Genomic DNA, 25839 nt, shown 5'->3' with positions numbered 1-25839 from the left:
ACCGTCAGCGCTGGGGTTGGCGGCCCAGGTTGAGGAACTCCTGCTGCTCGCGGTCGTAGCGGTTGGTGAGGCCGTTGCCGTAGCGGTCCCACCAGTTGGCGGTGTGGCCGCCCTGGCGGGTGGTGGTGTCGCCGTAGATCTCACGGTCGTAGGCGAGGCGGGCGTCGCGGAACTCCTGCTGGAACTGCTCCGGCGTGAGGCCTTGGATGTGCGTGATGGCGTCCTGGGACAGGCGGCCGCTCTGGACGATGTCCGCGCCCGCCATGTGGTTCATGATCGCCTGGACGCCACCCGCGCCGCGCATGTGCGCGCCGGACATGATCGCGGCCTGTGTGCCCGCGTCGGTGAAGTTCAGGGCGCCCGCGCGGCGGGCGTTGGCGGTCATCAGGTCGCTGACCACGGCGCGTTCTTCGGCGCTGCCGACGCCGTACTGGTTGCGGGCGGCCATGATCTGGTCGTAGCCGTTGTGCATGCTCTCGCGGAAGCCGTAGGCCTCGCGCACGCCGCCCTGCTCGCCGCCGGTGCCCTCGGAACGCATGATCGAGTCGACCACGCGCGGGTCGAGCTGCTGTGGGGCGACCTGAGCCGGCGCCGCGGCGCCGCCACCGGCCGGAGCCTGTGCCTGCGCGGTCTGAGTGCCCTGCTGGCCCTGCTGACCGCCGTAAGCACGGGCGGTGGCCTCGTCGGCGGCCGTGTAGCCGTCGACGACGGCGCGGACGCCCGTGTTGATGTCGTTGATCAGGTGGATGAACTTGCTCAAGCCACCGACGAGTTGCGACTGCAGTGCCGTGTTCGCCGACGCGACACTGGCGCCGATCCCCGCGAACGACAGCACGTCGATCACGAGCGTCTCCAGATCACGGACGGTGGACAGTGCCGACGAGCTCAGGCTCTCCACCGTGCTGGTGATCATGCGAACCTCGGCAGGCAGGACGCTGTAGCTTCCAGCGGACACGACAACTCCTTTCGACCCAGCGATGCGCCTCGAAGAATTTCACCGTTTCGAGCGACTTCCACACGGTCGAAATACCCACTCGTGACGTAGTCTGGCGCGGTGAGCGCGGCCGTAGAAATCCCGCCGCCAGGCGTGTACGCGATCGACCCGGCTCGCTCCCGGGTGACTTTTTCCGGCAAGCATCTGTTCGGTTTGACCGTGCGTGGTGGCTTCGCGCTCCTGAGTGGCCGGATCATCGTCGGTGACCCGCTCGAACAATCCATGGTGGACGCGGACGTCGACGCGGGCAGTTTCGACACCGGGAATCGCCAGCGTGACGTCGAAATCCGGTCGCGGCGCTACCTCGACACCGCGCAATACCCGGTGATCGGTTTCCGCTCCGGCCGGGTGCGCCCGCACGGCGACGGCTGGCTGCTCGAAGGCGTGCTGCACGTCCAGCAGGCCACCGGCAAGATCACCATCGTCCCGGAGCGCGCCACCTACGCGGACGGTGTGTTCGCCGCACGCGCGACCACGACCGTCGACCGGACCGAGTACGGGATCGACACGATGGCGAGCCTCGGCGGCCGCGAGTTGAAGCTGATCGTCGACGTGACCGCGGTCGCGACCGGCTAGCCGATCACGCCGTCTTCGGGCGCCGTCGTCAGGTAGAGGTGCTGCTCGCCCGTCCACGGCGACGAGATCTTCCAGCCCGCGATCGTGCCCGCCGGAGGGTTGTCCGTCGACTCGACCAGCAACAGATCCGGCGTGGTCGGCGGGACGCTCTGGTCGAGGAAGCGGAAGTTCGCGTCGATCAGCGCGCGGCCGAGCGGGCCGCTGCGGTTCTTGCTCTCGTTGATCTCCGGGCCGACCGCGCCGCGGTCGGAGAACAGATCGACGATCGTGCAGTCACACGAGTACGCGAGCGCGCCGATCTCACCGGCGCTGTGCACCACGCGGCCGTTCGCGATCCGGCCGAGTTCCGCGCCGATCGCGCGGTACTGCTCGGAAGTGGCATGGTTGCTGGTGATCGGCGCGAAGTCGCGCGGCAGTCCCGGCGAAAGGTAGACGGCGACGCTCGCGGCGGCCATCACCACCACCCCGATCGCGGCGGGCATGCGATGACGTGGCACGGCGGCCACCATGGCGGCGAGGAAGATCGTGGCGCAGGCGATGCTCGGGCCGTAGTACCAGTGATACGGCGGCACTTCGAGCAACGAGTACACGAGATAGTGCAGTGCTCCCCCGAAAGCCAAGGCGGCGAAGGGAAGCAGCCGTCGGGCGGGCTTCGAGCCGCGCAACGCGACGACCGTCCACAGTAGACCGACAGCGCCACCGGCCAGCAGTGGCAGGAACGAAAGCGTGGTGCTCAGCGGAAAATGCCGGAAGTAGACGAGCGGGCCGTTCGTCACGCTCCACGGTCCCCAAGACCGTTGCAGCGTCTTGATGATCAGCGTGTCCGGCACCGCGGAGCCCAGGCTCAGCCAGCTGAACAGGAACCACGGCAACGTCACCGCGAGCGCCGAGAAGAACGTCTGCCAGATGCCTTCCCAGAACTTCCGGCGCGCGAAGAACAGCACCGCGACGACCACGAGCAGGTCGAGCCTGACCAGCGCGAGGAAACCGGCGGCCAGGCCGAACGCGACGGGGCGGCGTTCAGCGAAGGCGACCATGAGCCAGCTCAGCCCGGCGATGCCGAGCGGGAGTTCCAGTCCGATCGAGGACACCAGCAGCGGGTTGGCCAGCAGGAGCATGGTCGCGAGCGGCGCGAACCAGCGCGGCAGGCCGGTGTGCTCGCCGATCCGGCGCAGGCCGAAGTAGGTGGCCACCTGGGCCAGCACGAACAGCACGCCCGCGGCGAACACCGCGTCGCGGAACACGAAGGTCAGCGCCGCGACGGCGAGCACGTTCAGCGGCGAGGTGGCGGTGTTGGCCGTGCCGTGTTCGATCAGGCCCCAGTGGCCGTGGAACGCGAGGTTCTTCGCGTAGGAAAGGGTGATGTAGGCGTCGTCGATGAGGTGCGGCTGCGCCAGCGTGAACAGCGCCGCGGACACGGCGGCCACGCCGGCGGGCAGCAGTGATCGGGCGGTCACCACGGGCCGGGTGCCCACGGTTTCGGCGATAGCGGCAGCGGAACGCATCCCGGTCACCGTACACGGTTACCGTGATGTTTTCGTTACCTACTCGCCGTGACCTCGGCCACCCCGGTCAGCGGTGATACTCCCCGCCCGGCCGCGCGTCGGCGCCGCGACCGGGGCCGCGGAACCCGGGTCCACCAGGGAGTCCGTCGTACTGGCGGTGCACGCCGGGCCGTCCGTCACGGGGTCCGTGGCCGTGACCGAACCCGGTCGCGGCGCCCACGATCCCGCCGCCGATCACGAGTCCGAGCACGCCGACAGCGACAAGCTGGGTCGCGCGATGGCCGACAAAACGCTTGAACTTGCCAGGCTGAGCTGGTTGCTGCGGGTAAGCGGCCTGGTATCCGGGCGGCGGCCCGGCGACAGGTGGCGACCCGGCCGCGGGCGGCGGACCGGCAGGCGCCTCCGCCTTGGTCTCGGCGGTCTCGGTCACCGGCTGCTCCGGCTGGGCCGCCGGTGTCTCCACCGTCGGCGACTCGGACGCAGCCTGCTCCCCCGCCTTGTTCTGCGGCTTGTCCTGCGGTTCGGTCATCGTGCACTCCTGGGTCTCGCGGGGAGCTCGTGCGCTCCCATGACCCAGGGTGACTCGGTTTCCTGTGCCTCGGCTGTGCTGAACCTGTCGATTACAGATAGAACGAAAGGAACAAAGTGACCACCCAGGTGGCGCCGAGCACCTGCAGCACCCGGTCACGCAGCGCGATCTCCTCGGGCTCGCCCGCGTTCCCGCTGTCGACGTCGACGGCGTAGCGCAGCACGGCGACCACGAACGGCACCATCGAGACGACGGCCCATACCGAGTTGTCGGCCTTCTCCCGCAGCTCGAACGCCCACAGGCAGTACGACATGATCAGGATCGCTGCCGAGGTCGCCCAGACGAACCGCAGGTAGCTCGCCGAATACTTCTTCAGCGACGAGCGGATCTTCGCACCCGTCCGCTCGAACAGCATGATCTCGGCGTACCGCTTGCCCGCGACCATGAACAGCGAGCCGAACGCGGTGACCAGCAGGAACCACTGCGACATCGCGATGCCCGCGGCGACACCACCGGCGACCGAGCGCATCAGGAAGCCGGAGCCGACGATGGCCAGGTCGACCACCGGCTGGTGCTTGAGGCCGAAGCAGTAGCCGAGCTGCACGGCTTCGTAAACGCCGAGCACCACGGCCAGCTGCCAGCTGGCCAGGAACGAGATGCCCAGCCCGACGCCGAAGAACACGACCGCGGCGCCGTACGCGACCGGCACCGGCACGATCCCGGCCGCGATCGGCCGGTTCCGCTTGGTCGGGTGCTGCCGGTCGGCTTCGACGTCGACCGCGTCGTTGATGAGGTACACCGAAGACGCGACGAGCGAGAAGGCGATGAACGCGATGATCGCCGCGAACAGCATCTCCTTGCGGTTCGTCGCCGTCGCGAACGCGAAGAACGGCGCCGCGAAGACGAGCACGTTCTTCACCCACTGCTTGGGTCGTGCCGTCTTGATGACGCCGCGCACCAGCTTCACCGGCCCACCAGAGGGTGGCTCGGTGACGGCAGGCGTTTCCTCGACGTCATCGCTCGTCGCTGTCTTCGGTGATTCGCTCACTAGCGCTTTCCCTCAAGCCGGAATCTCTTGCGCAGGATGCCCCCGAGCGCCCCGCCGAGCACAGCGCCCGCCAGCACGTCGGTCGGGTAGTGCACGCCGAGTACCAGCCGCGAGGCCAGCATCGGTGGGACCAGGGCGGGCACCAGGTTACGCCCGGTCAATCCGGAGTAGAGCACCGCCGCCGCCGTGGTCGACGTCGCGTGCGAGGACGGGAAGCTCAGCTTGCTGGGCGTTCCGACGTGGATCTCGACCGACGGGTCGTCGGGACGCGGCCGCCGCACCACCCGCTTGATGGCGATCGACGCGGCGTGCGCGCCGACCACACCGGCGGAGGCGATGAGCCACTCGCGGCGCCGCTCCTTGTCGACGGCGGCGCCGATCAGTCCGGCCGCGAACCAGCCCGCGCTGTGCTCACCGAAGTGCGACATGCCGCGGGCGGCCTTGATGGTGGCAGGGCGTGCGAGCACGCCCTGCACCTTCGCCAGCAGGGCGATCTCAGCCATCGAGCGAACCGTCCAGCGGCGCGCCATCGGTCAGGTGCGGCGCGATCTTGTTGTCGAACGCCGACAGCGCCGAACCGATCGCCATGTGCATGTCGAGGTACTTGTAGGTACCGAGACGGCCGCCGAACAGGACGTTGCGCTCGCGCGCCTCGACCTTGGCCAGCTCGCGGTAGGCCTCGAGCTTCTCGCGGTTCTCCGGCGTGTTGATCGGGTAGTACGGCTCGTCCTCTTCCTTCGCGAAACGGGAGAACTCGCGGAAGATGACCGTCTTGTCCTTGGGGTAGTCCCGCTCCGGGTGGAAGTGCCGGAACTCGATGATGCGGGTGTAGGGGACCTCTTCGTCGTTGTAGTTGACGACCGAGGTGCCCTGGAAGTCACCGGTCTCGGCGACCTCGGACTCGAAGTCGACCGTGCGCCAGGTGAACTTGCCCTCCGAGTAGCCGAAGTAGCGGTCCAGCGGTCCGGTGTAGACGGTCGGGGTGCCTGCCGGGATGTGCTCGCGCACGTCGAAGTAGTCGACGTTCAGCCGGACCTCGATGTTCTCGTGCTCGGCCATCTTCTCGAGCCACGCGGTGTACCCGTTGACGGGCAGGCCCTCGTAGGTGTCGTTGAAGTACCGGTTGTCGAAGTTGTAGCGGACCGGCAGGCGCGTGATGATGTTCGCGCCCAGGTTCTTGGGGTCGTTCTCCCACTGCTTCGCGGTGTAGCCGCGGATGAAGGCCTCGTAGAGAGGACGGCCGACCAGCGAGATCGCCTTCTCCTCGAGGTTCTCCGCCGCGTCGGTCTGGAACTCCGACGCCTGCTTCGCGATGAGCTCGCGGGCCTCGTCAGGCGTGTGGGACTTGCCGAAGAACTGGTTGATCAGCGCCAGGTTCATCGGGAACGAGTAGACCTGGTCCTTGACGCGCGCGAAGACACGGTGCTGGTAGCCGGTGAACTCGGTGAACTGGGTGACGTAGTCCCAAACCCGCTTGTTGGAGGTGTGGAACAGGTGCGCGCCGTAGCGGTGCACCTCGATGCCGGTCTCGGGCTCCGCCTCGGAGTAGGCGTTGCCACCGATGTGGTGGCGCCGCTCCAGCACGAGGACCTTCTTGCCGAGCTGCGTGGCAGCCCGTTCGGCCACGGTCAGGCCGAAGAAACCGGAGCCAACTACGATCAGGTCGTAGCCGGTGAAATCGTCTTCAGTAATCTGGGCGGGGTTCGTGTGCGCGCTCACGGGCTGTCAGGGTACGCAAGTGCGCACCGTCATCCGCACAGCCCTTGACATCACGACGCACAGTAACTAGATAAGCGGGACCTGCAGTGCCAACACCGGACACGTTCTGGACCTATTCGAGCGCGATCAGCGTGTATCTGGTCGTGCTGGCGGTCCCTGGCGGCTTGATCGGCTGGGCGGCCGGGCTCCGTGGCTGGGCGCTCGCCGGGCTGACACCGCTGCTGACCTACACCGCGACCGGGCTCGCCGGCCCGTGGCTCGCGCTGGTCGGGCTGCCCTACAACGTCGGAACGGCCGCCGCCTTCACCGTGCTGCTGGCGGGTGCCGCGTACGGGGTCCGCGCGTTCGGCCTGCGCCGGGGCTGGGTGCCGACCGAGGCGCTCGCCGACCGGCCGCCGCTGCCCTGGACCAAGCGCGCGCACGTGGCCGTCGCGGCCTGCGTGGTGCTGGCGACCGTGCTGTCGATCATCGTGGTGCTGTCCGCCTCCGGCGGGCCGAACGCCGTCTTCCAGCGCTGGGACACCGTGTTCCACGCGAACGGCATCCGCTACATCGCCGACACCGGCGACGGCTCGCTGACCGGCATGGGCACCATCAACTGGTACCCGGACGGCTCGTTCTACCCGAACGCGTATCACCTGGTCGGCGCGCTGGTCTACAACCTGTCGGGCGCGACGATCCCGGCCACGCTGAACGCGATCACGGTGCCGGTCGCCGGCATCTTCGCGCTCTCGATGGTGGCCATGATCCGCCAGTTCGGCGGCCGCGCGGTGTTCGCGGGCTCGGTCGCGATCGTGGCGGGCGCGGCGACGACCGGCGCGTACGAGTCGGTGTCGAGCGGCCTGCTGCCGTTCGCGCTCGGCATCGTGCTGACCCCGCTGGCCGCGGTCGCGTTGCAGCGCTACCTGGTCCGGCCGGCCGTCGACACCGGCATGGTGCTGGCGCTGTCGGCCGTCGGCCTGCTGTGCGCGCACTCGAGCGCGTTGTTCGGCGCGATGCTGTTCGCGTTCCCGATGGTGGTCCAGCGCTGGATCCGGCGCGAGGGCAAGGTCGGCCAGGACGTGCTGCGGATGCTGCCGGTGATGGCCGCGAGCGGCGTGCTGGCCGCGTTGCAGGTGCTGGGCGCGGTCGGGTTCACCTCCAGCGCGTATCCGTACACCCCGTGGGCGTCGAACATCGAGGTCGCCGAGGCGCTGAACCAGCTGCTGAAGTTCCGCCAGATCCTGAACCAGCCGCAGCTGTGGCTCGCCGGGCTGCTGGTCATCGGGATCCTGAGCTTCGTGACGCTCGGCCGGATGCGCTGGATCGCGGCGTCGGCGGTGATCCTGTCGGCCATGTTCGTGCTGGTCGCCTGCTACGGCGGGGTGTCGTGGGTGATCACGCTGTCCCGTCCGTGGTGGAACGACCGCTACCGCCTGATGGCGCTCGCCGCGATCCCGCTGTGCCTGCTCGCCGGGCACGGGCTCGCCGAGATCCAGCGGTGGCTGTCGAAAGCCGTCTCGCACTGGAGCTGGGTCCGCGACAACCCGCGCGTGCCCGCGCGGCTCGGGCTGGCGTCGGCCGTGCTCGTGCTGATCACGATGGGCGTGGTGACCCAGGGCTTCTACACCCAGGCCAACGCGACCGCGGTCGCGTTCCTGTACCACAACGGGCCCGAGTCGAAGGACCGCGAACAGCCGATCAGCGCGTACGAGCTGGAAGCCATGGCCGTGCTGAAGAAGCTGGGCGTCGGGCCGGACGAGCGCGTGCTCAACGACCGTGTCGACGGCTCGGCGTGGGTGTACGCGATCACCGGCATCAAGCCGACCGCCGGCCACTACGACACCGGCGTCCCCCCGAAGGACGCGGAATACCTGGCCAACCACTTCCGCGAGTTCGACACCGATCCCGAGGTGCGCGCGGCGGTGAAGCGGCTGAACATCCACCGGGTGTTCCTCGGCCACGGCTCGATCAAGCCGTACATGCACCGCGCGCCGGGCATCCGTGACCTCGACGGCCTGGACTTCCTGCGCCGCGACTACGCGAACCCGAACGCGGTCATCTACACGATCATCAAGTAAACCCGGGATTTAGCGGGCTTTACTCCCGGGGATAAAGCCCGCTTTATCCCCGGGAGTAAAGCGGGCTTTATCCCGGTCGCCGGGGTGGCCACCGTGCAGCACGTGCTGACCCCGCTCGGCGCGGATCTGCTCGGTGCCCGGAAAAGGTAGTGGCCCTCGTGGTCACGGCTGCCCCTGCCGTGACCACGAGGGCCACCGTCCCCCATTCACCCCCGGGGTGAACTCGGATGCGGGATCTCTCCCGCTATCCCCCTGTTGTGTTCTACCAGTTGACGTCTGTGACCGGAAATCGGTTTCCTCTGACTGACACTGTCACCCGATTGGACTAGCGCTGGGCCTGCAGGGTGGGCAAGACGTCACTTGCAACTTGCTCCAAGACCAGCTCGCGGCCTTCGTACCAGCCGTCCGAGCGCGGCCAGTGGGTGACGATGTCGGTGAAGCCGAGTTCCGCCGCGCGGCCGGCCGCGTCCGTGAACGCGCCGACGCTCGACAGCGAGTACAGCGGCGACGCGTCGAGGCTCAGGTACTTGGCGATCTTGGTCTTGTCGCGGCCTTCCGCGTCGAGTTTCTCGTCGAACCGCGCGGCGAGCTCGGCGATGTCGCGCCACCACTCCTCCGGCGTGTCCGGCTTGATCTTGCCGGTGGTCACCCAGCCGCTGCCGAAGCGCGCGGCCAGTCCCATGGTGCGCGGGCCGTTGGCGGCGATCAGGAACGGCAGCCGGGGACGCTGCACGCAGCCGGGCAGGTTGCGCACGCCGACGCCCTGGTAGTGCTCGCCCTCGAAGTCGAACTTGTCGTTGACCAGTAGTCCGTCGAGCGCGGCGACGAACTCGAAGAACTTGTCGGTCCGCTCCTTGACCGTGCCGAGCGGCTCGCCGAACACCTCGGTGTCGTAGTGAGCTTTGCCACCTCCGGCGCCGACGCCGAGGATGAACCGGCCGTCGGAGATGTCGTCGAGCGTGGTCAGCTCGCGCATGAACGGGATCGGGTGCCGGAAGTTCGGCGTCGCCACGAAGGTGCCGAGCTTGATCCGCGAAGTGACCATCGCGGCGGCTGTCAACGTTGGCATGGCTGAGAACCATGGCCCGTCGGCGAGATCTCGCCAGGCCAGATGGTCATAGGTCCAGGCGTGGTCGAAGCCGTATTCCTCGGCTGCTTTCCACTTGGGCTCGGCGGCCCACCAACGGTCTTCCGGAAGGATCACGATTCCAACGCGCACGTTCGTCAAGCTAGCGGCTGGGTACGACACCGCGCCGGTCGGGGAGAATGACCAAGTGGAGAAACCTCAGTTGATCGCATCCGACGTGGACGGCACCCTGCTCGCGCCGACCGAGACGCTGACCAAGCGCACCATCGACGTGATCGCACGGGTGCTCGACGACGGTGTCCCGTTCGTACTGGCCACCGGCCGCCCGCCCCGCTGGATCCCCCGTGTCGCCGAGGAAGCCGGCCTGACCGGCTACGCGGTCTGCGCGAACGGCGCGGTCCTCTACGACATCGGCGCCGACCGCATCGTCGCCGTGCACGGCACGCTCGAGCCGATGCTGCTGCACGACATCGCGTCCACTCTCGACAAGGCGCTCCCTGGCAGCCGCCTCGCCGCCGAACGCGTCGGGACCAGCGCGTTCGACCCCGACGTCCGCAACTTCGTCATCGAGCCCGACTACCACAATCCGTGGGGCGACGGCGAAGGCGCGACCACCCCGCGGGCCGAAATCCTCGGCCAGCCCGCCATCAAGGTGCTGGTCAGCGCCCGCGGCATGACCTCCGGCGAGATGGCCGAGGCGGTCTCGGCGGTGCTCGACGACGCCGTCGACGTCACCTACTCGACCGACGGCGGCCTGATCGAGCTGTCCGCGCACGGCATCACCAAGGCCACCGGCCTCGCCGAGGTCGCCGCCCGCTTCGACGTCGGCGTCGACCGGGTCATCGCGTTCGGCGACATGCCCAACGACATCGAGATGCTCCGCTGGGCAGGCCACGGCGTCGCCATGGCCAACGCCCACCCGTCGGCCATCGCCGCGGCCGACGAGGTCACCGCGCCCAACTCCGAAGACGGGGTCGCCCAGGTCCTCGAACGCTGGTTCTAGAGGTTCTTGGCTTCTTCGGGGGTGGGGGCGGTGCCGCCCAGGTGGGCGGGCAGCCAGAAGCGGTCGGCTTCGGAGGCGGGCTTGTCGGGGTACTCGGCCTGGGCCTTGTCGACGAGTGCGGACATGCGGCGGCGGAGTTCCTTGCTGAGGACCTCGGCGTCCTCGCCTGCCGCGTGCATGGGCTCGCCGATGAGGATCGAGATGGGGACGTGGCGCTTGGTCAGCGTCTTGGGGTGGCCCTTGGTCCAGAGGCGCTGGGTGCCCCAGAGCGCCATCGGGATGATCGGGACGCCGGCTGCCGAGGCCATCCGGACCGTGCCGGACTTGATCTCCTTCACCGTGAACGACTGGCTGATCGTCGCCTCGGGGAAGACGCCGACGATCTCGCCGGCCTTGAGCTTTTCGAGTGCCTCGCGGTAGGAGGCGAGGCCGGCTTTGCGGTCGACGGAGATGTGGTGCATGCCGCGCATGAGTGGCCCGGCGACGCGGTTGTCGAAGATCTCCTTCTTGGCCATGAAGCGGACCAGCCGTTTGGCTGGCTGGGCGCCGAGGCCGCAGAAGATGAAGTCGAGGTAGCTGACGTGGTTGCAGGCGATCACCGCGCCGCCGGTGGCCGGGATGTGCTCGGCGCCCTCCACGCGTATCCGGTTGTCGAGCACGCGGAACATGGTCTTGGCCGCCAGGATGACGGGCGGGTACACGAACTCAGCCATCCAGCCAGGTTACGGCACCGTAGGTTTCTCGTAACCGTGCTGAGCGCCACTGATCAGGGACACGGAACGAACTGGTACCGGTCATCGGCACTCAGTTGCGCGTTCAACGTCTGGTACTGGTCGCCGCGCAGATACAGCGTGACCCACTTGCCCGTGTCCAGGCGTTTGTAGGTCGCGACGCCGTACTGCGGCGCGTAGGACGGGTCGATCGCGCAGTGCTGCGAGGGCGTGTACGCCTCGGTCGTCGCGAGCGCCAGCGCGGGCCTGCGGTTCACCACGTACTCGAAGTCGGTCGGCAGGTAGTTCGACGCCTCGGTGCGGGTGCCCTGGTGCGCGATGTGGTCGTCCGTCACGCCGAGTACGTCGATGACCAGTATCGACATGCCGACGTGGTAGGCGACGGCGCCGCTGGAGTACACGGCGATCACCGTGCCGGGTGCGAGACGGTCGCGCAGCCAGTCGCCGAGCTGCTCGCGTTCGGCGGTCTGCGTGCGCCAGTCGTGCATCGCGGTGAGCATGTGCGGGCTCAGTGCCGACGCGACCACCGCCGCGCCCGCCAGCACCACCGCCACGGCAGGGACGGCTCGGATCGGGCGAGCGGACGTCACGACGCCGAACGCGGCGCACGCAGCGACCGCCAGCAGTGGCGGGATCGGCGCGAAGAGCCGCCAGGCGGGCGAGCTGTCCGTGCCTGCGGTGAGGACCACGAGCACGAGTTGCGCGGCGACCAGTGCCAGCGCGAACCAGACCAGTGAACGGCCGCGCGCCTCGTGCGGGTTCGCCGCGCGGTTGCGCAGCAGCATGCCGACCGTCGCGACGCCGAGCAGCAGGAAACCCAGGTGCGCCAGGCTGAATCCGGACAGGTAGCGGAAGCCGGCTTCGAGCAGCCAGCCGAGCGGGCCGCCGATCTTCGCGACGACGACGTTCGGCAGCAGGTGCCCGTAGAACGTCTCCCGCCAGGCCGCGCGCGGCACCGCGAACACCAGCGCGCCCAGCAGATAACCGGCGGGCGCCCACCAGCTCGTGCGTTTGCGCACCGCCGAGTAGAGCAGCCACAGCCCGGCGACGAAGACGACGAAAACGCCTTCCGGCCTGGTCATCGTCGCCAGCGTGGCCAGCACGCCGGCGATCACCGGGCGATGCGCGGCGAGCGCGTAGACCACCGCGATCAGGATGAACACGTACAACGACGTCTCCAGCCCGGAACCGCCGTACGCGGCGAGCCCGCCCGCGGCGGCCGTGAGCACCGCGGCGAGCACGCCCAGCGCTTGGGGGCTGTCGTCGTCGGACTGGCGCGCGTCGCCGACGATCCGGCTCACCACGAAGTAGGTCAGCAGCACCGAACCCAGCGCCGCGATGATGCCGAACACCACGGCCGTGACAACGATGTCCCAGCCGAACAGGACTTTCGGCAGGCTCACGATGACGAGCCACAGGAAGGCCGGATAGCCCTCGACGTGGTCGCCGGGGTTGAACACCGGGCCGTAGCCTTCGGCGATGTTGCGGGCGTAGCGGAAGGTGATGAACGCGTCGTCGGCGACCGTCGAGTAGAGCAGCTGGTGCAGCAGCGAGAAGCCGAGCGTCAGCAGCAAAGCCCAGCCGCGCCAGGTCTTGTCGGTGGTGATCCGGGTCCACGAGGCGAGGACGAACACGGCGAGCAGAGCCCACCCGCCGATCATCACGAAGACCAACAGATCCTCACCCTCCGGACAGTGATGCCGAGTTGTGAAGAGTATCGAGCAAGTGCTGTGCGTGTTTCCATTCGGGGAATGGATCACAACATCTAGGCCAGGTGAGTGATCGTTGACCGAAGTAGGTTATGCGGTGCGTAAGCGCGCCGCGATCGCCGCTCCGCCTGCCGTGAGCAGGTCCGCGACGGTGAACATCACCCGCGAGGCCACCGCGAACGCCGTCGCCTGGCCGACGCTCAGCCCGCTGGCGGTCAGCACCGCGACCATCACGACCTCACGCACACCGGCCCCGCTGGGCAGGATGAACGCGAAGGTGCCCGAGGTCATCGCGATCGCCATCGCGCCGACGCACATCACCAGGCCGGTGAAGCCCGGCGCGCCGACCGAGTTGGCCAGCAGCCACAGGTGCACGCCCTGGAACGCGTACGCGACCACCGAAAACCCGAAGACCTTGCCGATCGTCTGGTAGCTGAGCTGGTGGTCGAGCGGCGGGCGGCGCAGGATCTTGAGCACCAGCGAGGTGCCCCAGGTCAGCACCTTCGGGTGCAGCGCGGCGAGCCCGGCGGGCAGCAGGATGAACAGCCACAGCGCGTTGGGGCTGTTGCTGAACACCGCGGGCATGGCGAGGATCGAGAGCACCAGCGCGGCGACGATGCCGACGCCGAACTGGATCAGCGAGCCGGTGAAGATGCGCGCCCTGGCCAGTCCCGCCTTGCGGCCGAGCTCCATCTGCAGCAGGTACGCCCACACCGAGCCGGGCACGTACTTGCCGAGCTGGCCGACGAGGAAGATCTGCGCGCCGCGGCGGTAGCCGATCGGCTCGCCGAGGTCGTCGACCATGATCTGCCAGGCGTACGTCGCCGCCGCCATGCTGGCGATCAGCGCGACCAGGCTGAGCGCCGACGACTGCCAGGCGATGTCCTTCAGCGTCCGCCAGAACTCGTCCCAGTTCGAGGCGAGCGACTTGGCCGCGAAGGCGACCACGGCGATGATGGCGAGCCATCTGACGACGTCGATGATCTTCGCTTTGGTGGTTTTCGGCGCCTTGACGGCGACCGGGGCATCCCACTCCGGCGTTTCGAGCGTCGTCATTCGTCTCCCTTACGCCTGGACGGTCACTAGGCGGCTGAATTCAGCCAGCAGATCGTAACCGTCCCAAATCGCGGAGAACGTCAGGGCCGATCCGAACGGCACTATTCGGTCCACGCCGCGACCGGCGAGCGCGGTCGCGAATTCGACCAATTCGGACTGACTGAAGCCGAATTGACCGACGGTTTGATCTTTACGGACGACAATGGACACCAGGTCAGCGAGTGATTTCACGCTCGCGTGGCCGAAGGTGCCCGCGCCGAGCCATTCACGCGGCAGCGCGGCGGCTTCGGTGAGTTCGAGCGTGGCGAGGTCGTTGCCGTCGAACGAGATCTTGGTGACCACGCCGTCGGCGGCCGCGCCGTACGCCGAGACCCGCTTCTGCACGGCCATCGCAGGCTCGGTGACGTGCTGTTTCGTCGCCAGCACGCCCGCGAGCAGGTGCCGGAACTCCTCGCCGGCGCGGTTCGCGGCGTCGGCGTCGCCGACCCAGAAGATCGCGCGCGGCGACGAGCAGGCGGCCTGGTCGAACCAGTACGAGTCGTTGTAGAAGCCCTCGGCGGCGGCCTTGCGCTCGGCCTCGGACGCGTTCTGCCAGCCCGCGACCGACGCGATGGCGAACGAGGAGCGGTCCGGGAACGTGAGGTCGCGGGCGTGCGCGGCCAGCGGGTATTTGCGCAGCGCGTTGACCGAGGCGTCGCCGCCCCAGATGACGCGCAGGTCAGCGGCCTTGGACAGGGCGCCGCTGATCGCGTCGCTGCGGTCGTAGGTGACCATGCGCTGGGTCGCGGTGATGGCCTTCGCGGTCGCCGGGTCCACATCGGACAGGGCGGCGTTCAGCGCCTCGAGCACGGTCTCGGCCGCACCCGCGGACCGCGACGAAACCCGCACGACGTTGTGGTTACCGGCGAGCGCCGACAGCGCCCACGAGTAGACGAAGATCGTGTCGACGTTGGCGGGCGGAACGTGGAAAACGAGTCCGCGCGGGAACCGGTACGAGCCATCGTCAGTGTCCAACTTGGACAGTGCCTTGGCGATTTCTCCCTTGCGCAGGAAGAAACCCAGCGAAGCCAGCTCCGGGAACCGGCGCGCGGTCGCGGGCGCGAGCAGCTTGCGCGCGAACTTCGTCAGGAACTCGACGACACGCGGGTCGCCGACCTTGAGACGGCCGCCTTCCGGCTCGGCACGCAGCTCGTCGACGAGCGCGTCGACGTCGACCGCGGGGCCTTCGGGGAAACGTTGCGTCAGGCTCATGCCGCAGCTCCGGAGAAGGTGTCGGAGCAGCCACGGGCTTCGGCCTTGGGTAGGCGGCCGAGCACCGAAAAGTGCTTGCCGGGCCAGTCACCGTCGTCGATTCCGTTGTACACGCCCAAATCCTCGGTCAGCAGCACATGGCCAGGGTACGAGTGCGGCAGCGTGCTGACGACCTCGATCACACCCGGCTCGCCGACCGGCTGCTCTTCCCAGGTGTCCGGGTTGCGGATCACGACGTCCGCGAAATCGGGGCAGTACAAGGAATTGCCGGACGGGCCTTCGAGGAAAACGGTGCCGATCTGCTCGATCATCCCGTAGTAATTGTGAATCTGGTGCAGTCCGGTGTCTTCCTTGAACCGGCGGCGGAATTCGGTGTTGTCCACCGCGCGGTCGATGAGCTTTTTCCAGCCACCGGAGTGAATCAGGATCCCGTTCGAAAGATCGAGCTTGTGCTCACGTGCGACCTCGTACAGGTACTGCCAGACCATGAACGTGAAGCCGAAGATCAAGAACGGCTTGTCGCCGTACGTGGCAAGGAATTGCTTGACCGCTTCGACGTCCGGCTGGTCGTTCTCGTCGAGCACGTAGACGTGCTTGCGGCCGAAGTTGGCCATGCCCAGCACGCCGGCGCCGCGCGCGGAGAACGAGCGGCGGTTCTTGATGATGCCGATCGTGTCGACCATCAGCATCGGCAGGCGCTCGTTGCCGAGCACCTCCTGCAGCGTCGCGCCGAGCTGCTTGGTCTGCGCGCCCGCCGCGGCCTTGTCCAGGTAGATCCGCGACGCGCCAGCGCCGGTGGTGCCGGACGAGGTCAGCGTCTTGAAGACCTCGGAGTCCGGCACGCTCTTGAGGTCGTGCGTCTTGAACATCCGGACCGGCAGCCACGGCAGGTCGGCGATGGACTCGAACTTCGCGTCCCGCTCGACGCCCAGCGAAGCCAGGATCCGGTCGTAGCCGACGGAATTCTCGCGGTGGTGCGCGGTGAGGTCCGCGAGCTGCGGCAGCAGCTGCGCCTCTCGTTCTGCCTGCGACAGGCTGAACATGCTCATACTCGGGCCTCCAGCGACCGGTAGTCGATCTTGCCGCTGGCGAGCAGCGGCACGGTGTCGATGGGCCTGACGTCGAACCCGCTCGTGTGCAGGTGCAGCCGCTCGGACAGCGCCTTGGCGGCGTCCTTGCAGATCGCCTTGGCGCCGTCCTCCCCTTCGGGCAATTCGGCGAACAACACGACCTTGTCGCCCGCGGGCACGGCCGCGACGACGTCGATCCCTACCGATGCCGAACGCACGGCGCCCTCGAGATCATCCAGGCTGACCCGGTTTCCGAAGACCTTGCCGATCCGCTTGAGCCGCCCGGTGATGAACAGGAAGCCGTCTTCGTCGAGGTAGCCGAGGTCGCCGGTGGCCAGCACGCCGCCCATCTGGTCGGCCGCGGCCAGCTCGGACTCGCTCTCCGCGTAGCCCATCATCACATTGGGTCCGCGGTAGACGACCTCGCCGGAGATCTTCGGGTGCGTGGTCTCGGAGCCGTCGTCGCGCCGGATGGCGAACTTGCCGCCAGGCAGCGCCGGACCCGCGGTGCCGAGCTTCTCGGCGAGCCGATCGGCCGGCACGGTGGTCATCCGCGGCGCGGCCTCGGTCTGGCCGTACATCACGAACATCTTGCCGCCCGCGGCGCGGATCTTGTCGTTGAACTCGGTGACCAGCTCGGTGCGGAGCTTGCCGCCCGCCTGGGTCAGCGTGCGCAGGCTCGGGTACTTCTCGGGGTCGAACTTGAGGCGCCGCAACATCTCGTAGTGATACGGGACACCCGCGAGCGAGGTCACCTTGTGCTCGGTGACCGCGTCCCAGAAGCCGCGGCCGAGCACCCCGGACGGCTCGATGACCACGGTCGCGCCCTTGACCAGGTGCGAGTTCAGCACCGAAAGCCCGTAGCTGTAGTGCAGCGGGAGGCTGGTCGGCGCGATCTCGTCGGCGTCGATGCCGAGCACCTCGGCGATCGCGGCGGCGTTGGACAGCACCGCGTCGCGGGAAAGCTTGACGAGCTTGGGGTTTCCGGTCGAACCGCTGGTCGGCAGCAGCACCGCGAGGTCGGGATGCGGGTGGATGCCGATCTGCGCGTCACGGACCCAGTGCCCGTCACGAAGGCCGTACCCGGCGGGCGGCTCGGCCTCCGGCGCGGCGAGCACCGCGGCCGGGTTGAACCGCGCGATCAGTCCGATGAGGACATCCGCGTCCAGCGCCGGGTCGATCAGCGCTATCGCGCGGCCGGACTCGAACGCGCCGAGATACCGCAGCACGCTGTCGAGGTCGATCGCCGTGCGCGCGAACAGCACGCCGCTCGGCAGGTCGCCGAGCGCGGTGGCCTGCGCGGTGATCGCGGCGACGAGTTCGTCACCGGTCAGCGTCCGTCCACTGGCGACATCGATGAGCCGTGCGCCCGCACCGACCAAACTCACAGAACCAAGCCTCCGTCGATACCGAGCACCTGCCCGGTGATGAACGCCGCGTCGTCGCTGACCAGGAACTTGATCGCGTTGGCCACGTCTTCCGGCTTGCCGAGGCGGCCGAGCGGGGTGCTCCCGATGTTCGACGTGCGCGCGTCTTCGCTGAGTCCGGCGGTCAGCTCGGTCTCGATGACGCCGGGCGCGACCGCGTTGACGCGGATGCCGGAGCGGCCGAGCTCCTTCGCGGCGGACCGTGCGATGTTCGCCACAGCGGCCTTCGAAGCCGCATAGACGGTCTGGCCGGCGCTGCCGTACTCGCCGACGATCGACGCGAGCACCACGATGGCGCCGGTCTTCTTGCGCATCATGGCGCGCGCCGCGGCCTGCACGGTGTGGATCGTGCCCGCGACGTTGGTGCTCAGCGTGGTGTCGACCAGCTCTTCGCGGATCATGCCGAGCAGCGCGTCTTCCATGATCCCGGCGTTGGCGACCACGATGTCGAGCTTGCCGTGCTCCTTGGCGACGCCGCGGACCAGCGCGGCGACGGCCTTGGCGTCGGTGACGTCCAAGGCGAGGCCGCTCGCGGCGCCTGCCGCCTGGGCGGCTTCCTTGGCCTTCGCCTCGTCACGGCCGGTCAGCACGACGGTGGCGCCCGCCTCGGCCAGCGTGCGGGCGGTCGCCAGACCGATCCCCCGCGTGCCACCCGTGACGAGCGCGACCTTGCCGTCCAGATCAGGCATTGGCTGCCTGGAGCTGGGTCACCATGTCGACGGCGACCTTGAAGCTGGACATGTCGATCACCTGGTCGGTGTCGAACTGCACATCGAACTCGTCCTCGATCGCGGCGACCAGCGCCATGTGGCCGACCGAGTCCCACGCGTCGATGTCGCGGTACTTCAGGGTCTCGACGTTGACGTCGTCGTCGAGTTCGAGGGCCTCGACGAAGACCTCACGCAGCTTGGTGGCGACTTCAGACACAGATGACTCCTAGTGCTCGTCGCGCGGGCGAGCGTCCCACGCCTTAATCAAGGTAGAGAGGTCGGCGGGCAGCCGATCGACCAGCCCGTCGCCCGGCAGCTCCGACTTGCCCTTGAGCCACGGCCCGAGTGCCTCGATCGTGGCCTCGTCCAGGCCGCGGCGGGACAGTCCCACCACATTGACGCCCGTGGTGCGGGCCGGGTTGCCGACGGCGATGGTGAACGCGCCCACTTCCTTGCGCACGGCCGAGCTCATCCCGACCATCGCGCCGGGGCCGACGGTGACGCGCTGGTGCAGCACGGTGCTCATGCCGAGGTTCGCGCCGGACCAGATGTGGCAGTGACCGCCGGTGATCACGTTGGACGCGATGGTGCAGCCGTCCTCGACGATGCAGTCGTGCGCGATGTGGCTGCCACGCAGGTAGTAGCTGTCGCTGCCGATCGTCGTCGTGCGCCAGGTTCCCTGGTGGACGCTCACATATTCGCGGATCTTGTTGCGGCTGCCGATGACGACGCCGTGTCCGTCGTGATCCGGGTCACCTGTCGGCGCGGCGTCCCACGCGGCGGGGTGCTCGCGGGTACGGTCCTCACCTGGCGTGCCGATGGTCACGTGGGGGCCGATCCAGTTCCCGTCACCGATGCGCGCCGGACCCGCGATCACCGTGTACGGGCCGATGACGTTGTCGTCGCCGAGCTCGACACCTGCGCCGATGACAGCGGTCGGGTGGATGCGGTTTGCCACGTGGGGTCCGTTCGTCGGCGGCTGGGTTAACAACCTGGGGTCGGGGGCGTGCTCGTGCGCCCGGTAACGTGTGGCCCGCGTTGAAGGGACTTAGCCGGGCGCAGAACCGGCGGTTCACTGTACCGGACGCACCGAAACCGCCAGTCGAGAGAGTTGCTGATGATCCCCATCACCGTGGTAGATGTCCGCGACGCGGAGGACCTTGTGGTCGAGGTGCTGCGATCCGGCGCCATCGCACAGGGACCGATGGTCAAGCGCTTCGAAGACGCCTTCGCGAGCGTCTCGGGCACCAAGCACGCCATCGCCGTGAACAACGGCACCACCGCGCTGGTGGCGTCCATCCAAGCGCTGGACCTGCAGCCCGGCGACGAGGTCATCACCTCGCCGTTCACCTTCGTCGCGACGCTGAACGCGATCCTCGAGGCGGGCGCGACCGTGCGCTTCGCCGACATCCGGCGCGACGACTTCGCGATCGACCCGGACGCCGTGGCCGCCGCGATCACCCCGCGCACCAAGGTCCTGATGCCGGTGCACCTGTACGGGCAGACCGCCGACATGGGCAAGCTCGCGCCGCTGGCCGCCGAGCACGGCCTGCACGTCATCGAGGACTCGGCGCAGGCCGTCGGCGCGTCCTTCGACGGCAAGCCGGCCGGTTCGTTCGGCATCGGCTGCTTCTCGCTCTACGCGACCAAGAACATCACCACCGCCGAAGGTGGCGTCATCACCACCGACGACGACGCGCTGGCCGACAAGCTGCGCGTCTCGCGCAACCAGGGCATGCGCGCCAGGTACCAGTACGAAATGGCCGGTCACAACTACCGGATGACCGACCTGCACGCCGCGGTCGGCATCCCGCAGCTGGAGAAGCTCGACCAGCTCACCGCGGCCCGCCAGGCCAACGCGAAGCGTCTTTCCGAAGGCCTCGCAGGCACTCCCGGCCTCGACATCCCCGCCGTGCTGCCGGGCCGCGAGCACGTTTGGCACCAGTACACGGTCCTGGTCGGCCCGCACGCGATGCTTTCGCGTGACGAGTTCGCCGCCGCGCTGACCGAACACGGCATCGGCAACGGGATCTACTACCCGAAGATCGTGTTCGACTACGAGTGCTACGCGAACCACCCGCTCATCCCGGGCGCCTCGGTCGCCGACTTCCCGGTCGCCGCTTCCGTTGCGTCGCAGGCACTTTCGCTGCCCGTGCACCCCAAGCTCACCGAGTCCGATCTCGACAAGATCATCGAAACCGTTCGCGAGGTACTTGGCGCATGACGCACCGCATCGCACTCATCGGCACCGGCAACATGGGCTCGCTCCACGCCCGTGTGCTCTCCCAGAACGAGCGCGTCGAGCTCGTCCGCGTGATCGACCCGCGCGAGGAGGCTGGCAAGGCCTGCGCCGAGCGCTTCGACACCAAGTGGACACCCGAAATCGGCTCACTGTCCGATGTGGACGCCGTGGTGCTCGCGTCGGCCACCGAGGTCCACCACGAGCTGGCGCAGGAAGTTCTGGGCCAGGGCAAGGCTTTGCTCGTCGAGAAGCCGGTCTGCAACAGCCTCGAGCTGTCCGAAGAGATCGTCTCCTTGTCGGCGAAGAAGGAAGTCCCGCTCATGTGCGGCCTCCTCGAGCGCTACAACCCCGCGGTCATGACGGCCCGCGCGCTGGTCAACGAGCCCGTCCACCTGATGGCCCGCCGCCACGGCCCGTACGCCCCGCGCATCAAGACCGGTGTGGCGTGGGACCTTCTGGTCCACGACGTCGACGTCGCGGTCCAGTTCTTCGGTGGCGCAACGCCTTCCCGCGTCGCCTCGGGCGCCGGCTTCTTCCACCCGTCGTCGGTCCCGACCGCCGAGGACACGATCGAGACGATCCTGACCTTCCCGACCGGCCTCGCGACGGTGTCCGCCTCGCGCCTCGGTCAGCGCAAGGAGCGTTCGCTGATCATCTCCGAGCTGGACCGGCTCATCGAGATCGACCTCCTGCGCCGCGACGTGACGATCTACCGCCACGTCTCGCACGACTCGGTCACCCCGGACGGCCTCGGCTACCGCCAGCAGACCGTCATGGAGATCCCGGAACTCGTCACGGCCCGCGAGCCGCTGGCGACCCAGCTGGACCGGTTCATCGACCTGATCGAGGGCAAGGTCGACATCAACGTCGAGCGCGACTCGATCCTGCCTTCGCACCGCGTGGTCGCGCAGGTTCTCACCCAGGCCACCGCCTGACGCTCGTCTCGTGACGAAGGCCGCGTCCCCGTCCGGGACGCGGCCTTCGTCATGTCCGGGCAACCGTTTCGCCCGATTCGGCGTGCATCGGACGTGAGCGAACAGCGGCTGGTCAACCGGATCACGAGCGAAGAGCGGGCGTGGATCGACCCACGCGACTACGGCTTGTCACGCGAGCAGGTCAAGGAGATCGCGGCCAGGTACGGCAAGAAGATCGTCTGGCAGTGCGTCGACCACACCGACCAACTGCTCCTGATCGCCGAGCCCGGCCTGCTGCCGTTGCGCGCACGGGGCCCGTTCGCGCCGCGAACGGTCATGGCGGCGCTGCCTTGGGTGATCAGCGGGGTGGCGGCCGCGGGCATCATCGTCAATGGCCAGCTGGGCAACGACGTGCATGCGACGCTGGCCGCCATCGTCGGTTTGCTCATGACCGTAATCGCCCTGATCTTGCCCCGGCTGCTGCCCCGGCCCGTGCAGATCATGCTGCTGGCTCGTGAATTCAACGGCTCGATCTCGGTCCGGATCAAGCCGGCTCACTACGCCGTGTCACCCATGCTGATCGGTTACCTGGCGGCGACCTACGGCTACTACTACACGGGCTACCTGCCCGCGAGCCTCGGCTACAACCACGTCATAGGCCTCACGCCCGGCTCCCTGACCCCGTCACTCCTGTTCGCCCGTTTCTCGCGTTAGGCCTGCGCTGTCAAGCGACGCGTGAGCACGCGAAACCCGAGTTTAGGCCACCCAATGGCCCAAACTCGGGTTTCGCGAAGACAGGGCGCCGAACCCGGCATGCTGCCGTTGCGCCACAACCGCAAGGTCAAGCTCTCCAAGCTGCCCGCGGTGGTCGGCCCGGTAGCAGGCGCGGGAGTCGGCGTCTTCGCCATGACCGAGTTCGAGACGTACCCCTTGACCACGGGCGTCGTCGGTGTCGTGCTGGCGCTGCTGATCATCTGCCTGCAGCGAATGGTGCCCAGGTCCGCGAAGGTGGGGCAGCTGGCGCGCGAGTTCGACGGCAGGCAAGCGGTCCGGATCACGCTCGCCGACGTCTCGTTTGAGCTGGTCACCCAACTGGGAGCCACCTATGGGTACGCCTGCACGGGGACGAACATGAACTCTGCCGGGAAGCAGACGCTCTGGTTCGTCAGGCGCTGAGCAACACCACGACCGCGGTATGAGGGCAACCTCGGCGCCCCGCTACGCGTTTCTAAAGGTATGGAAGACGACCAGACGCGTTCCCGCCGGCTCCCGAATGGCGAGCAGGCCGCCCCGTCGGGTTTCCGCCTCTGGGGCTTACTGCTGTGGCTTTCCCGGCTGGGAGTGGCGTTGGCGTTCGGCAGCGCGGTTCTGGTTTTCCTTCATGTCCCCACACCGCTGGCGATGACGACGCTCATCAGCGGCTTGGCCATGTTCGGAATCGCCATGTGGCTGCCGAACCTGCTCCCGGAGGCCAAGCGGCGCGGCTGGGCCGCGCGTGAGTTCACCGGCAAGCCGAAGGTCCGGGTCTGGCTCAACGGCCAGTCACCCGCCCTGCTCGACAAGATGGCGGCCGACTACGGCTACCAGCCGCTCGACCCGGACAAGACGCGGCTGGTCAAGCGCTACGTCCGGCGTTCGTGAGGCCTTCGAGGGTCTCGATGTGCTTGGCGATGACCGCGCTCATGGCGAAGTTCTCGTTCACCAGCTTGACCGCGGCCTCGGCGATCTCGTGGGACTCGGCCGGGTCCTTGATGGTCTCGATGAGGCGCTCGGCCAGCTGGTCGGGGGCGTGCGTGTCGACCAGGTGGACGTTGCCGCGGTCGACCAGCTTGATGTCGAGGAAGTTGTCCTCGCGCACCGCCGCGACCACCGGGACGCCTGCCGCCATGCTCTCCAGCGAAGCCGTGCCGAAGCCGTAGCCCTGGAGCTCGTGGCACTCGACGTTGGCCGCCGCGAGGTAGTGCGGGATGTCCGCCTTGGGGACCGCGCCGGTCGTGACGACGGCTTTCTCGACGCCGAGTTCGCGGGCGCGGTGGAGGAAGGCGTCGAAGTAGATGCCGCCCACCACGACGAGTTTCGCGTCGGGGACCTCGCGCAGTACCGCGGGGAGCGCCTCGACCAGGCCGAGCCGGTCGCGCAGCGGGATGACGTGGCCGGTCGACAGGATGATCGGGGCGTCGCCGAGTTCGTGCTTGTCACGCATGAGCACCGGGTCGCCGCCGCGGACCCACTCGGGGTCGACGCCGACCGGGATCGGGACCATGCCGGTGATGCTGCGCTTGTACTTCTTCTCGATGTACTCCCGCATGTGGACGTCCATGACCACATACGTCGGCTTGTATCGGCGCATGAACGGCGCCACCATGAACCGGTCCAGGAGGTTGAAAACCGCCTGGTACAGCCGAGAAGGGCTCTGCAGTCGCGTGTGGACACTCAGCAGGGTCGGCACGTTGTTCTTGCGTGCCCACAGTCCGCTCGCCCAGGTGAGGTCGAAGAACTGGCCGTGCTGGTGGATGACGTCCGGCTTGAACTCGTCGAGCACCTTCTTCATCCGGCGCGGCAGCGACGGCCGCGAGGTGAAGGCGATGTCGAAGTTCACCGCGAGGCGGGTCTCCGGCATGCGGAACGCCGGGAAGCGGACGATGCGCACACCGTCGACCTCGTGGTCGGACGGTGCTTCGGCGTGCGCGGCCGTGATGACCAGCACCTCGTGCCCGGCCGCCGCGTAGCCCTTGGCCAGCGACTCGGACAGGTGCGCGCTGCCACCCACGCGAGGCGGGTAGAAGTTGTTGACTACCGCGATCTTCACTCGTGCTCCCCGTACTTGATGCTCCCGTCGGGAAGCACGGTGCCGACCCGCTTGGCAGGCACTCCGGTCACTACCGCGCCAGCCGGCACGTCCTTGGCCACGACCGCGCCCGCGCCGACCACGGCGCGGTCGCCGATCGTGACACCCATCAGCACCACCGCGTTCGCACCGAGGAACACGTTGTCCCCGATGCTCACCGGCGCACGGTCCACAGTGGAATATTCACGGCCGGTCACGCACCGGCGCATGCTGCTGTGCGTGTAGATGTGCACCCCGGAGGACACGTCGCAGCCGCGGCCGATCTTCAGCCCGCCCGACCCGTCCACGATGGTGAACGCACCGATCCAGGTTCCCTCGCCGATTTCCGGATCGCCGCTGATCCAGGCGTGAGCGTTGTAGTCGTTCGGCGGGAACCCGTCGGTCACTTGTCTTCGGCCGATTCCCGGACCAGCTCGCGCATGCCCTCTTCGACCGTGATCTTCGGCTCCCAGCCCAGCACCTCGCGCGCACGCGTGATGTCGGCGGCGCGCCGCGAAACCAGCACGTCACGCTCGTTGAACTGCGGCTCGACGTCGACACCGACGGCGTCGATCAGGATCTTGGCCAGCGCGGCGATCGAGGTGTCGATGCCGGTGCCGATGTTGATCGGCACGTTGGCCTGCTCGGACGTCATCGCGGCGACGACGGCGTGCGCCAGGTCGGTGACGTGCACGAAGTCCATCGACTGGTCGCCGCGGCCGTCGATGATCGGCGGCTGGCCCGCGCGCAGGCGCTTGATGAAGTGGTTGATGACCGAGGTGTAGTACGCCTCGATCTTCTGGCCGGGGCCGTAGACGTTGAAGAAGCGCAGCGCGTTCCAGGACAGGCCCTTCTGGCGCTCGTAGAAGCCCAGCATGTCCTCGCCGGCGCGCTTCGAGATGCAGTACGGGGTGAGCGGGCGCAGCTCGTCGTCCTCGTGCATCGGCAGGCGCTTCGGGTCGCCGTAGACCGAGGCGGTCGACGCGAACACTACGCGCTCGACGCCCTCGTCCGCCGCGGCGGCGAAGACGTTGTGGTTGCCGATCATGTTGATGTCGATCGACTCGTGCGGGTCGGCGATCGACTTGTTGATCGAGACCGTGGCGAAGTGGATCACGTGCGAGCAGCCGCGCATGGCCTCGCGCACCGCACCGCCGTAGCGCACGTCCTTCTCGACCAGCTCGACCTTGCCGGTGGCGACGAACTCGTTGACCCTGGCGCGGTCGCCGCGGGTCATGTTGTCGAAGATCCGGACGGTGTAGCCGTTTTCGATCAGCAGCGGGATGGTGTGCGCGGCGATGAACCCACCGCCACCGGTGAAGAAGACCTTCTTGTCGGACATTTCGCGCTTTCTCCTAGTCGGTCTCGCGCTGTTCTTGCG

At 68.0% G+C, this 25839-nt stretch carries 27 protein-coding genes; 8 read left to right on the top strand and 19 right to left on the bottom strand.

The genetic code is table 11. The annotated features are described in order from the left end of the window. Positions 1–4: 4 nt before the first annotated feature. Positions 5–955 (bottom strand): hypothetical protein, encoded by a 951-nt coding sequence (locus tag AB5J62_RS00310; protein WP_370946081.1) that lies wholly within the window; start codon positions 953–955, stop codon positions 5–7. Positions 956–1054: 99 nt separating this feature from the next. On the opposite strand from AB5J62_RS00310, the gene AB5J62_RS00305 reads away from it, so the two are divergent. Then, complete coding sequence (locus tag AB5J62_RS00305; protein WP_370946080.1) at positions 1055–1570, top strand: YceI family protein; 516 nt, start codon at positions 1055–1057, stop codon at positions 1568–1570. Here the strand turns inward: AB5J62_RS00305 and AB5J62_RS00300 are convergent. From AB5J62_RS00300 to glf, 5 genes are all read right to left on the bottom strand, one after another. Then, on the bottom strand, positions 1567–3075 hold the full coding sequence (locus tag AB5J62_RS00300; RefSeq protein ID WP_370946079.1) for a hypothetical protein: 1509 nt from the start codon (positions 3073–3075) through the stop codon (positions 1567–1569). The two genes, AB5J62_RS00305 and AB5J62_RS00300, sit on opposite strands and share 4 nt — an antisense overlap. Positions 3076–3142: 67 nt before the next feature. Then, positions 3143–3604 (bottom strand): hypothetical protein, encoded by a 462-nt coding sequence (locus AB5J62_RS00295; RefSeq protein WP_370946078.1) that lies wholly within the window; start codon positions 3602–3604, stop codon positions 3143–3145. 91 nt (positions 3605–3695) lie between these two features. Next, positions 3696–4652, bottom strand: a complete 957-nt coding sequence (locus AB5J62_RS00290; RefSeq protein ID WP_370946077.1) for a decaprenyl-phosphate phosphoribosyltransferase — start codon at positions 4650–4652, stop codon at positions 3696–3698. Further along, a complete protein-coding gene (locus AB5J62_RS00285; RefSeq protein WP_370946076.1) occupies positions 4652–5155 on the bottom strand; it encodes a phosphatase PAP2 family protein in 504 nt (167 codons plus the stop codon). The genes AB5J62_RS00290 and AB5J62_RS00285 overlap by 1 nt, the downstream gene beginning before the upstream one ends. After that, positions 5148–6371 carry a UDP-galactopyranose mutase gene (glf, locus tag AB5J62_RS00280; protein ID WP_370946075.1) on the bottom strand — a complete coding sequence of 408 codons (1224 nt, stop codon included), beginning with the start codon at positions 6369–6371 and terminating at the stop codon, positions 5148–5150. Before glf ends, AB5J62_RS00285 begins: the two co-directional genes overlap by 8 nt. Positions 6372–6457: 86 nt before the next feature. On the opposite strand from glf, the gene AB5J62_RS00275 reads away from it, so the two are divergent. After that, positions 6458–8431: a DUF6541 family protein gene (locus AB5J62_RS00275; RefSeq protein WP_370946074.1), complete on the top strand. Its 1974-nt coding sequence runs from the start codon at positions 6458–6460 to the stop codon at positions 8429–8431. A gap of 325 nt (positions 8432–8756) precedes the next feature. Here the strand turns inward: AB5J62_RS00275 and AB5J62_RS00270 are convergent, their stop codons facing one another. Then, positions 8757–9650, bottom strand: coding sequence for an LLM class flavin-dependent oxidoreductase (locus AB5J62_RS00270; protein WP_370946073.1), 894 nt, complete (start codon positions 9648–9650; stop codon positions 8757–8759). A gap of 70 nt (positions 9651–9720) precedes the next feature. Here AB5J62_RS00270 and AB5J62_RS00265 point away from each other — a divergent pair, with 70 nt between their 5' ends. Further along, on the top strand, positions 9721–10521 hold the full coding sequence (locus AB5J62_RS00265; protein WP_370946072.1) for an HAD family hydrolase: 801 nt from the start codon (positions 9721–9723) through the stop codon (positions 10519–10521). Here AB5J62_RS00265 and AB5J62_RS00260 read toward each other — a convergent pair. The 9 genes from AB5J62_RS00260 to AB5J62_RS00220 form a co-directional block, all read right to left on the bottom strand. Beyond that, positions 10518–11234, bottom strand: coding sequence for a lysophospholipid acyltransferase family protein (locus AB5J62_RS00260; protein WP_370946071.1), 717 nt, complete (start codon positions 11232–11234; stop codon positions 10518–10520). The two genes, AB5J62_RS00265 and AB5J62_RS00260, sit on opposite strands and share 4 nt — an antisense overlap. A gap of 53 nt (positions 11235–11287) precedes the next feature. Further along, on the bottom strand, positions 11288–12916 hold the full coding sequence (locus AB5J62_RS00255) for a hypothetical protein (protein WP_370950133.1): 1629 nt from the start codon (positions 12914–12916) through the stop codon (positions 11288–11290). Positions 12917–13051: 135 nt separating this feature from the next. Next, positions 13052–14017, bottom strand: coding sequence for a YbhN family protein (locus tag AB5J62_RS00250; RefSeq protein WP_370946070.1), 966 nt, complete (start codon positions 14015–14017; stop codon positions 13052–13054). Positions 14018–14026: 9 nt separating this feature from the next. Further along, a complete protein-coding gene (locus tag AB5J62_RS00245; RefSeq protein ID WP_370946069.1) occupies positions 14027–15268 on the bottom strand; it encodes an acyl-CoA reductase in 1242 nt (413 codons plus the stop codon). Continuing rightward, positions 15265–16317 (bottom strand): acyl-protein synthetase, encoded by a 1053-nt coding sequence (locus AB5J62_RS00240; RefSeq protein ID WP_091299715.1) that lies wholly within the window; start codon positions 16315–16317, stop codon positions 15265–15267. The genes AB5J62_RS00245 and AB5J62_RS00240 overlap by 4 nt, the downstream gene beginning before the upstream one ends. Then, positions 16314–17726 carry an AMP-binding protein gene (locus AB5J62_RS00235; RefSeq protein ID WP_370946068.1) on the bottom strand — a complete coding sequence of 471 codons (1413 nt, stop codon included), beginning with the start codon at positions 17724–17726 and terminating at the stop codon, positions 16314–16316. The genes AB5J62_RS00240 and AB5J62_RS00235 overlap by 4 nt, the downstream gene beginning before the upstream one ends. Next, on the bottom strand, positions 17723–18454 hold the full coding sequence (locus AB5J62_RS00230) for an SDR family NAD(P)-dependent oxidoreductase (RefSeq protein ID WP_370946067.1): 732 nt from the start codon (positions 18452–18454) through the stop codon (positions 17723–17725). The genes AB5J62_RS00235 and AB5J62_RS00230 overlap by 4 nt, the downstream gene beginning before the upstream one ends. Continuing rightward, a complete protein-coding gene (locus AB5J62_RS00225) occupies positions 18447–18692 on the bottom strand; it encodes an acyl carrier protein (RefSeq protein ID WP_370946066.1) in 246 nt (81 codons plus the stop codon). The genes AB5J62_RS00230 and AB5J62_RS00225 overlap by 8 nt, the downstream gene beginning before the upstream one ends. A gap of 9 nt (positions 18693–18701) precedes the next feature. Beyond that, positions 18702–19433 carry a UDP-N-acetylglucosamine acyltransferase gene (locus tag AB5J62_RS00220; RefSeq protein WP_370946065.1) on the bottom strand — a complete coding sequence of 244 codons (732 nt, stop codon included), beginning with the start codon at positions 19431–19433 and terminating at the stop codon, positions 18702–18704. A 159-nt stretch (positions 19434–19592) separates the two neighbouring features. On the opposite strand from AB5J62_RS00220, the gene AB5J62_RS00215 reads away from it, so the two are divergent. From AB5J62_RS00215 to AB5J62_RS00195, 5 genes are all read left to right on the top strand, one after another. Beyond that, positions 19593–20699 carry a DegT/DnrJ/EryC1/StrS family aminotransferase gene (locus AB5J62_RS00215; RefSeq protein ID WP_370946064.1) on the top strand — a complete coding sequence of 369 codons (1107 nt, stop codon included), beginning with the start codon at positions 19593–19595 and terminating at the stop codon, positions 20697–20699. Beyond that, positions 20696–21652: a Gfo/Idh/MocA family protein gene (locus tag AB5J62_RS00210; protein WP_370946063.1), complete on the top strand. Its 957-nt coding sequence runs from the start codon at positions 20696–20698 to the stop codon at positions 21650–21652. The genes AB5J62_RS00215 and AB5J62_RS00210 overlap by 4 nt, the downstream gene beginning before the upstream one ends. Before the next feature lie 93 nt (positions 21653–21745). Next, a complete protein-coding gene (locus AB5J62_RS00205) occupies positions 21746–22345 on the top strand; it encodes a hypothetical protein (RefSeq protein ID WP_370946062.1) in 600 nt (199 codons plus the stop codon). 54 nt (positions 22346–22399) lie between these two features. Next, positions 22400–22807 (top strand): hypothetical protein, encoded by a 408-nt coding sequence (locus tag AB5J62_RS00200; RefSeq protein ID WP_370946061.1) that lies wholly within the window; start codon positions 22400–22402, stop codon positions 22805–22807. Between the two features lie 60 nt (positions 22808–22867). Further along, positions 22868–23272 (top strand): hypothetical protein, encoded by a 405-nt coding sequence (locus tag AB5J62_RS00195; RefSeq protein ID WP_370946060.1) that lies wholly within the window; start codon positions 22868–22870, stop codon positions 23270–23272. On the opposite strand, the gene AB5J62_RS00190 is transcribed toward AB5J62_RS00195, so the two are convergent. The 3 genes from AB5J62_RS00190 to AB5J62_RS00180 are packed head-to-tail and all read right to left on the bottom strand — an operon-like array spanning position 23247 to position 25800. Beyond that, positions 23247–24440 carry a glycosyltransferase family 4 protein gene (locus tag AB5J62_RS00190; protein ID WP_370946059.1) on the bottom strand — a complete coding sequence of 398 codons (1194 nt, stop codon included), beginning with the start codon at positions 24438–24440 and terminating at the stop codon, positions 23247–23249. The two genes, AB5J62_RS00195 and AB5J62_RS00190, sit on opposite strands and share 26 nt — an antisense overlap. Next, entirely contained in the window at positions 24437–24865 is a 429-nt protein-coding gene (locus AB5J62_RS00185; RefSeq protein ID WP_370946058.1) for a DapH/DapD/GlmU-related protein, read from the bottom strand. The genes AB5J62_RS00190 and AB5J62_RS00185 overlap by 4 nt, the downstream gene beginning before the upstream one ends. Continuing rightward, positions 24862–25800 (bottom strand): NAD-dependent epimerase/dehydratase family protein, encoded by a 939-nt coding sequence (locus AB5J62_RS00180; RefSeq protein ID WP_370946057.1) that lies wholly within the window; start codon positions 25798–25800, stop codon positions 24862–24864. The genes AB5J62_RS00185 and AB5J62_RS00180 overlap by 4 nt, the downstream gene beginning before the upstream one ends. Positions 25801–25839: the final 39 nt, after the last annotated feature.

This window comes from Amycolatopsis sp. cg5 (genome assembly GCF_041346955.1).
Classification (GTDB): domain Bacteria; phylum Actinomycetota; class Actinomycetes; order Mycobacteriales; family Pseudonocardiaceae; genus Amycolatopsis.
This window is presented reverse-complemented; position numbering and strand designations above follow the sequence as displayed.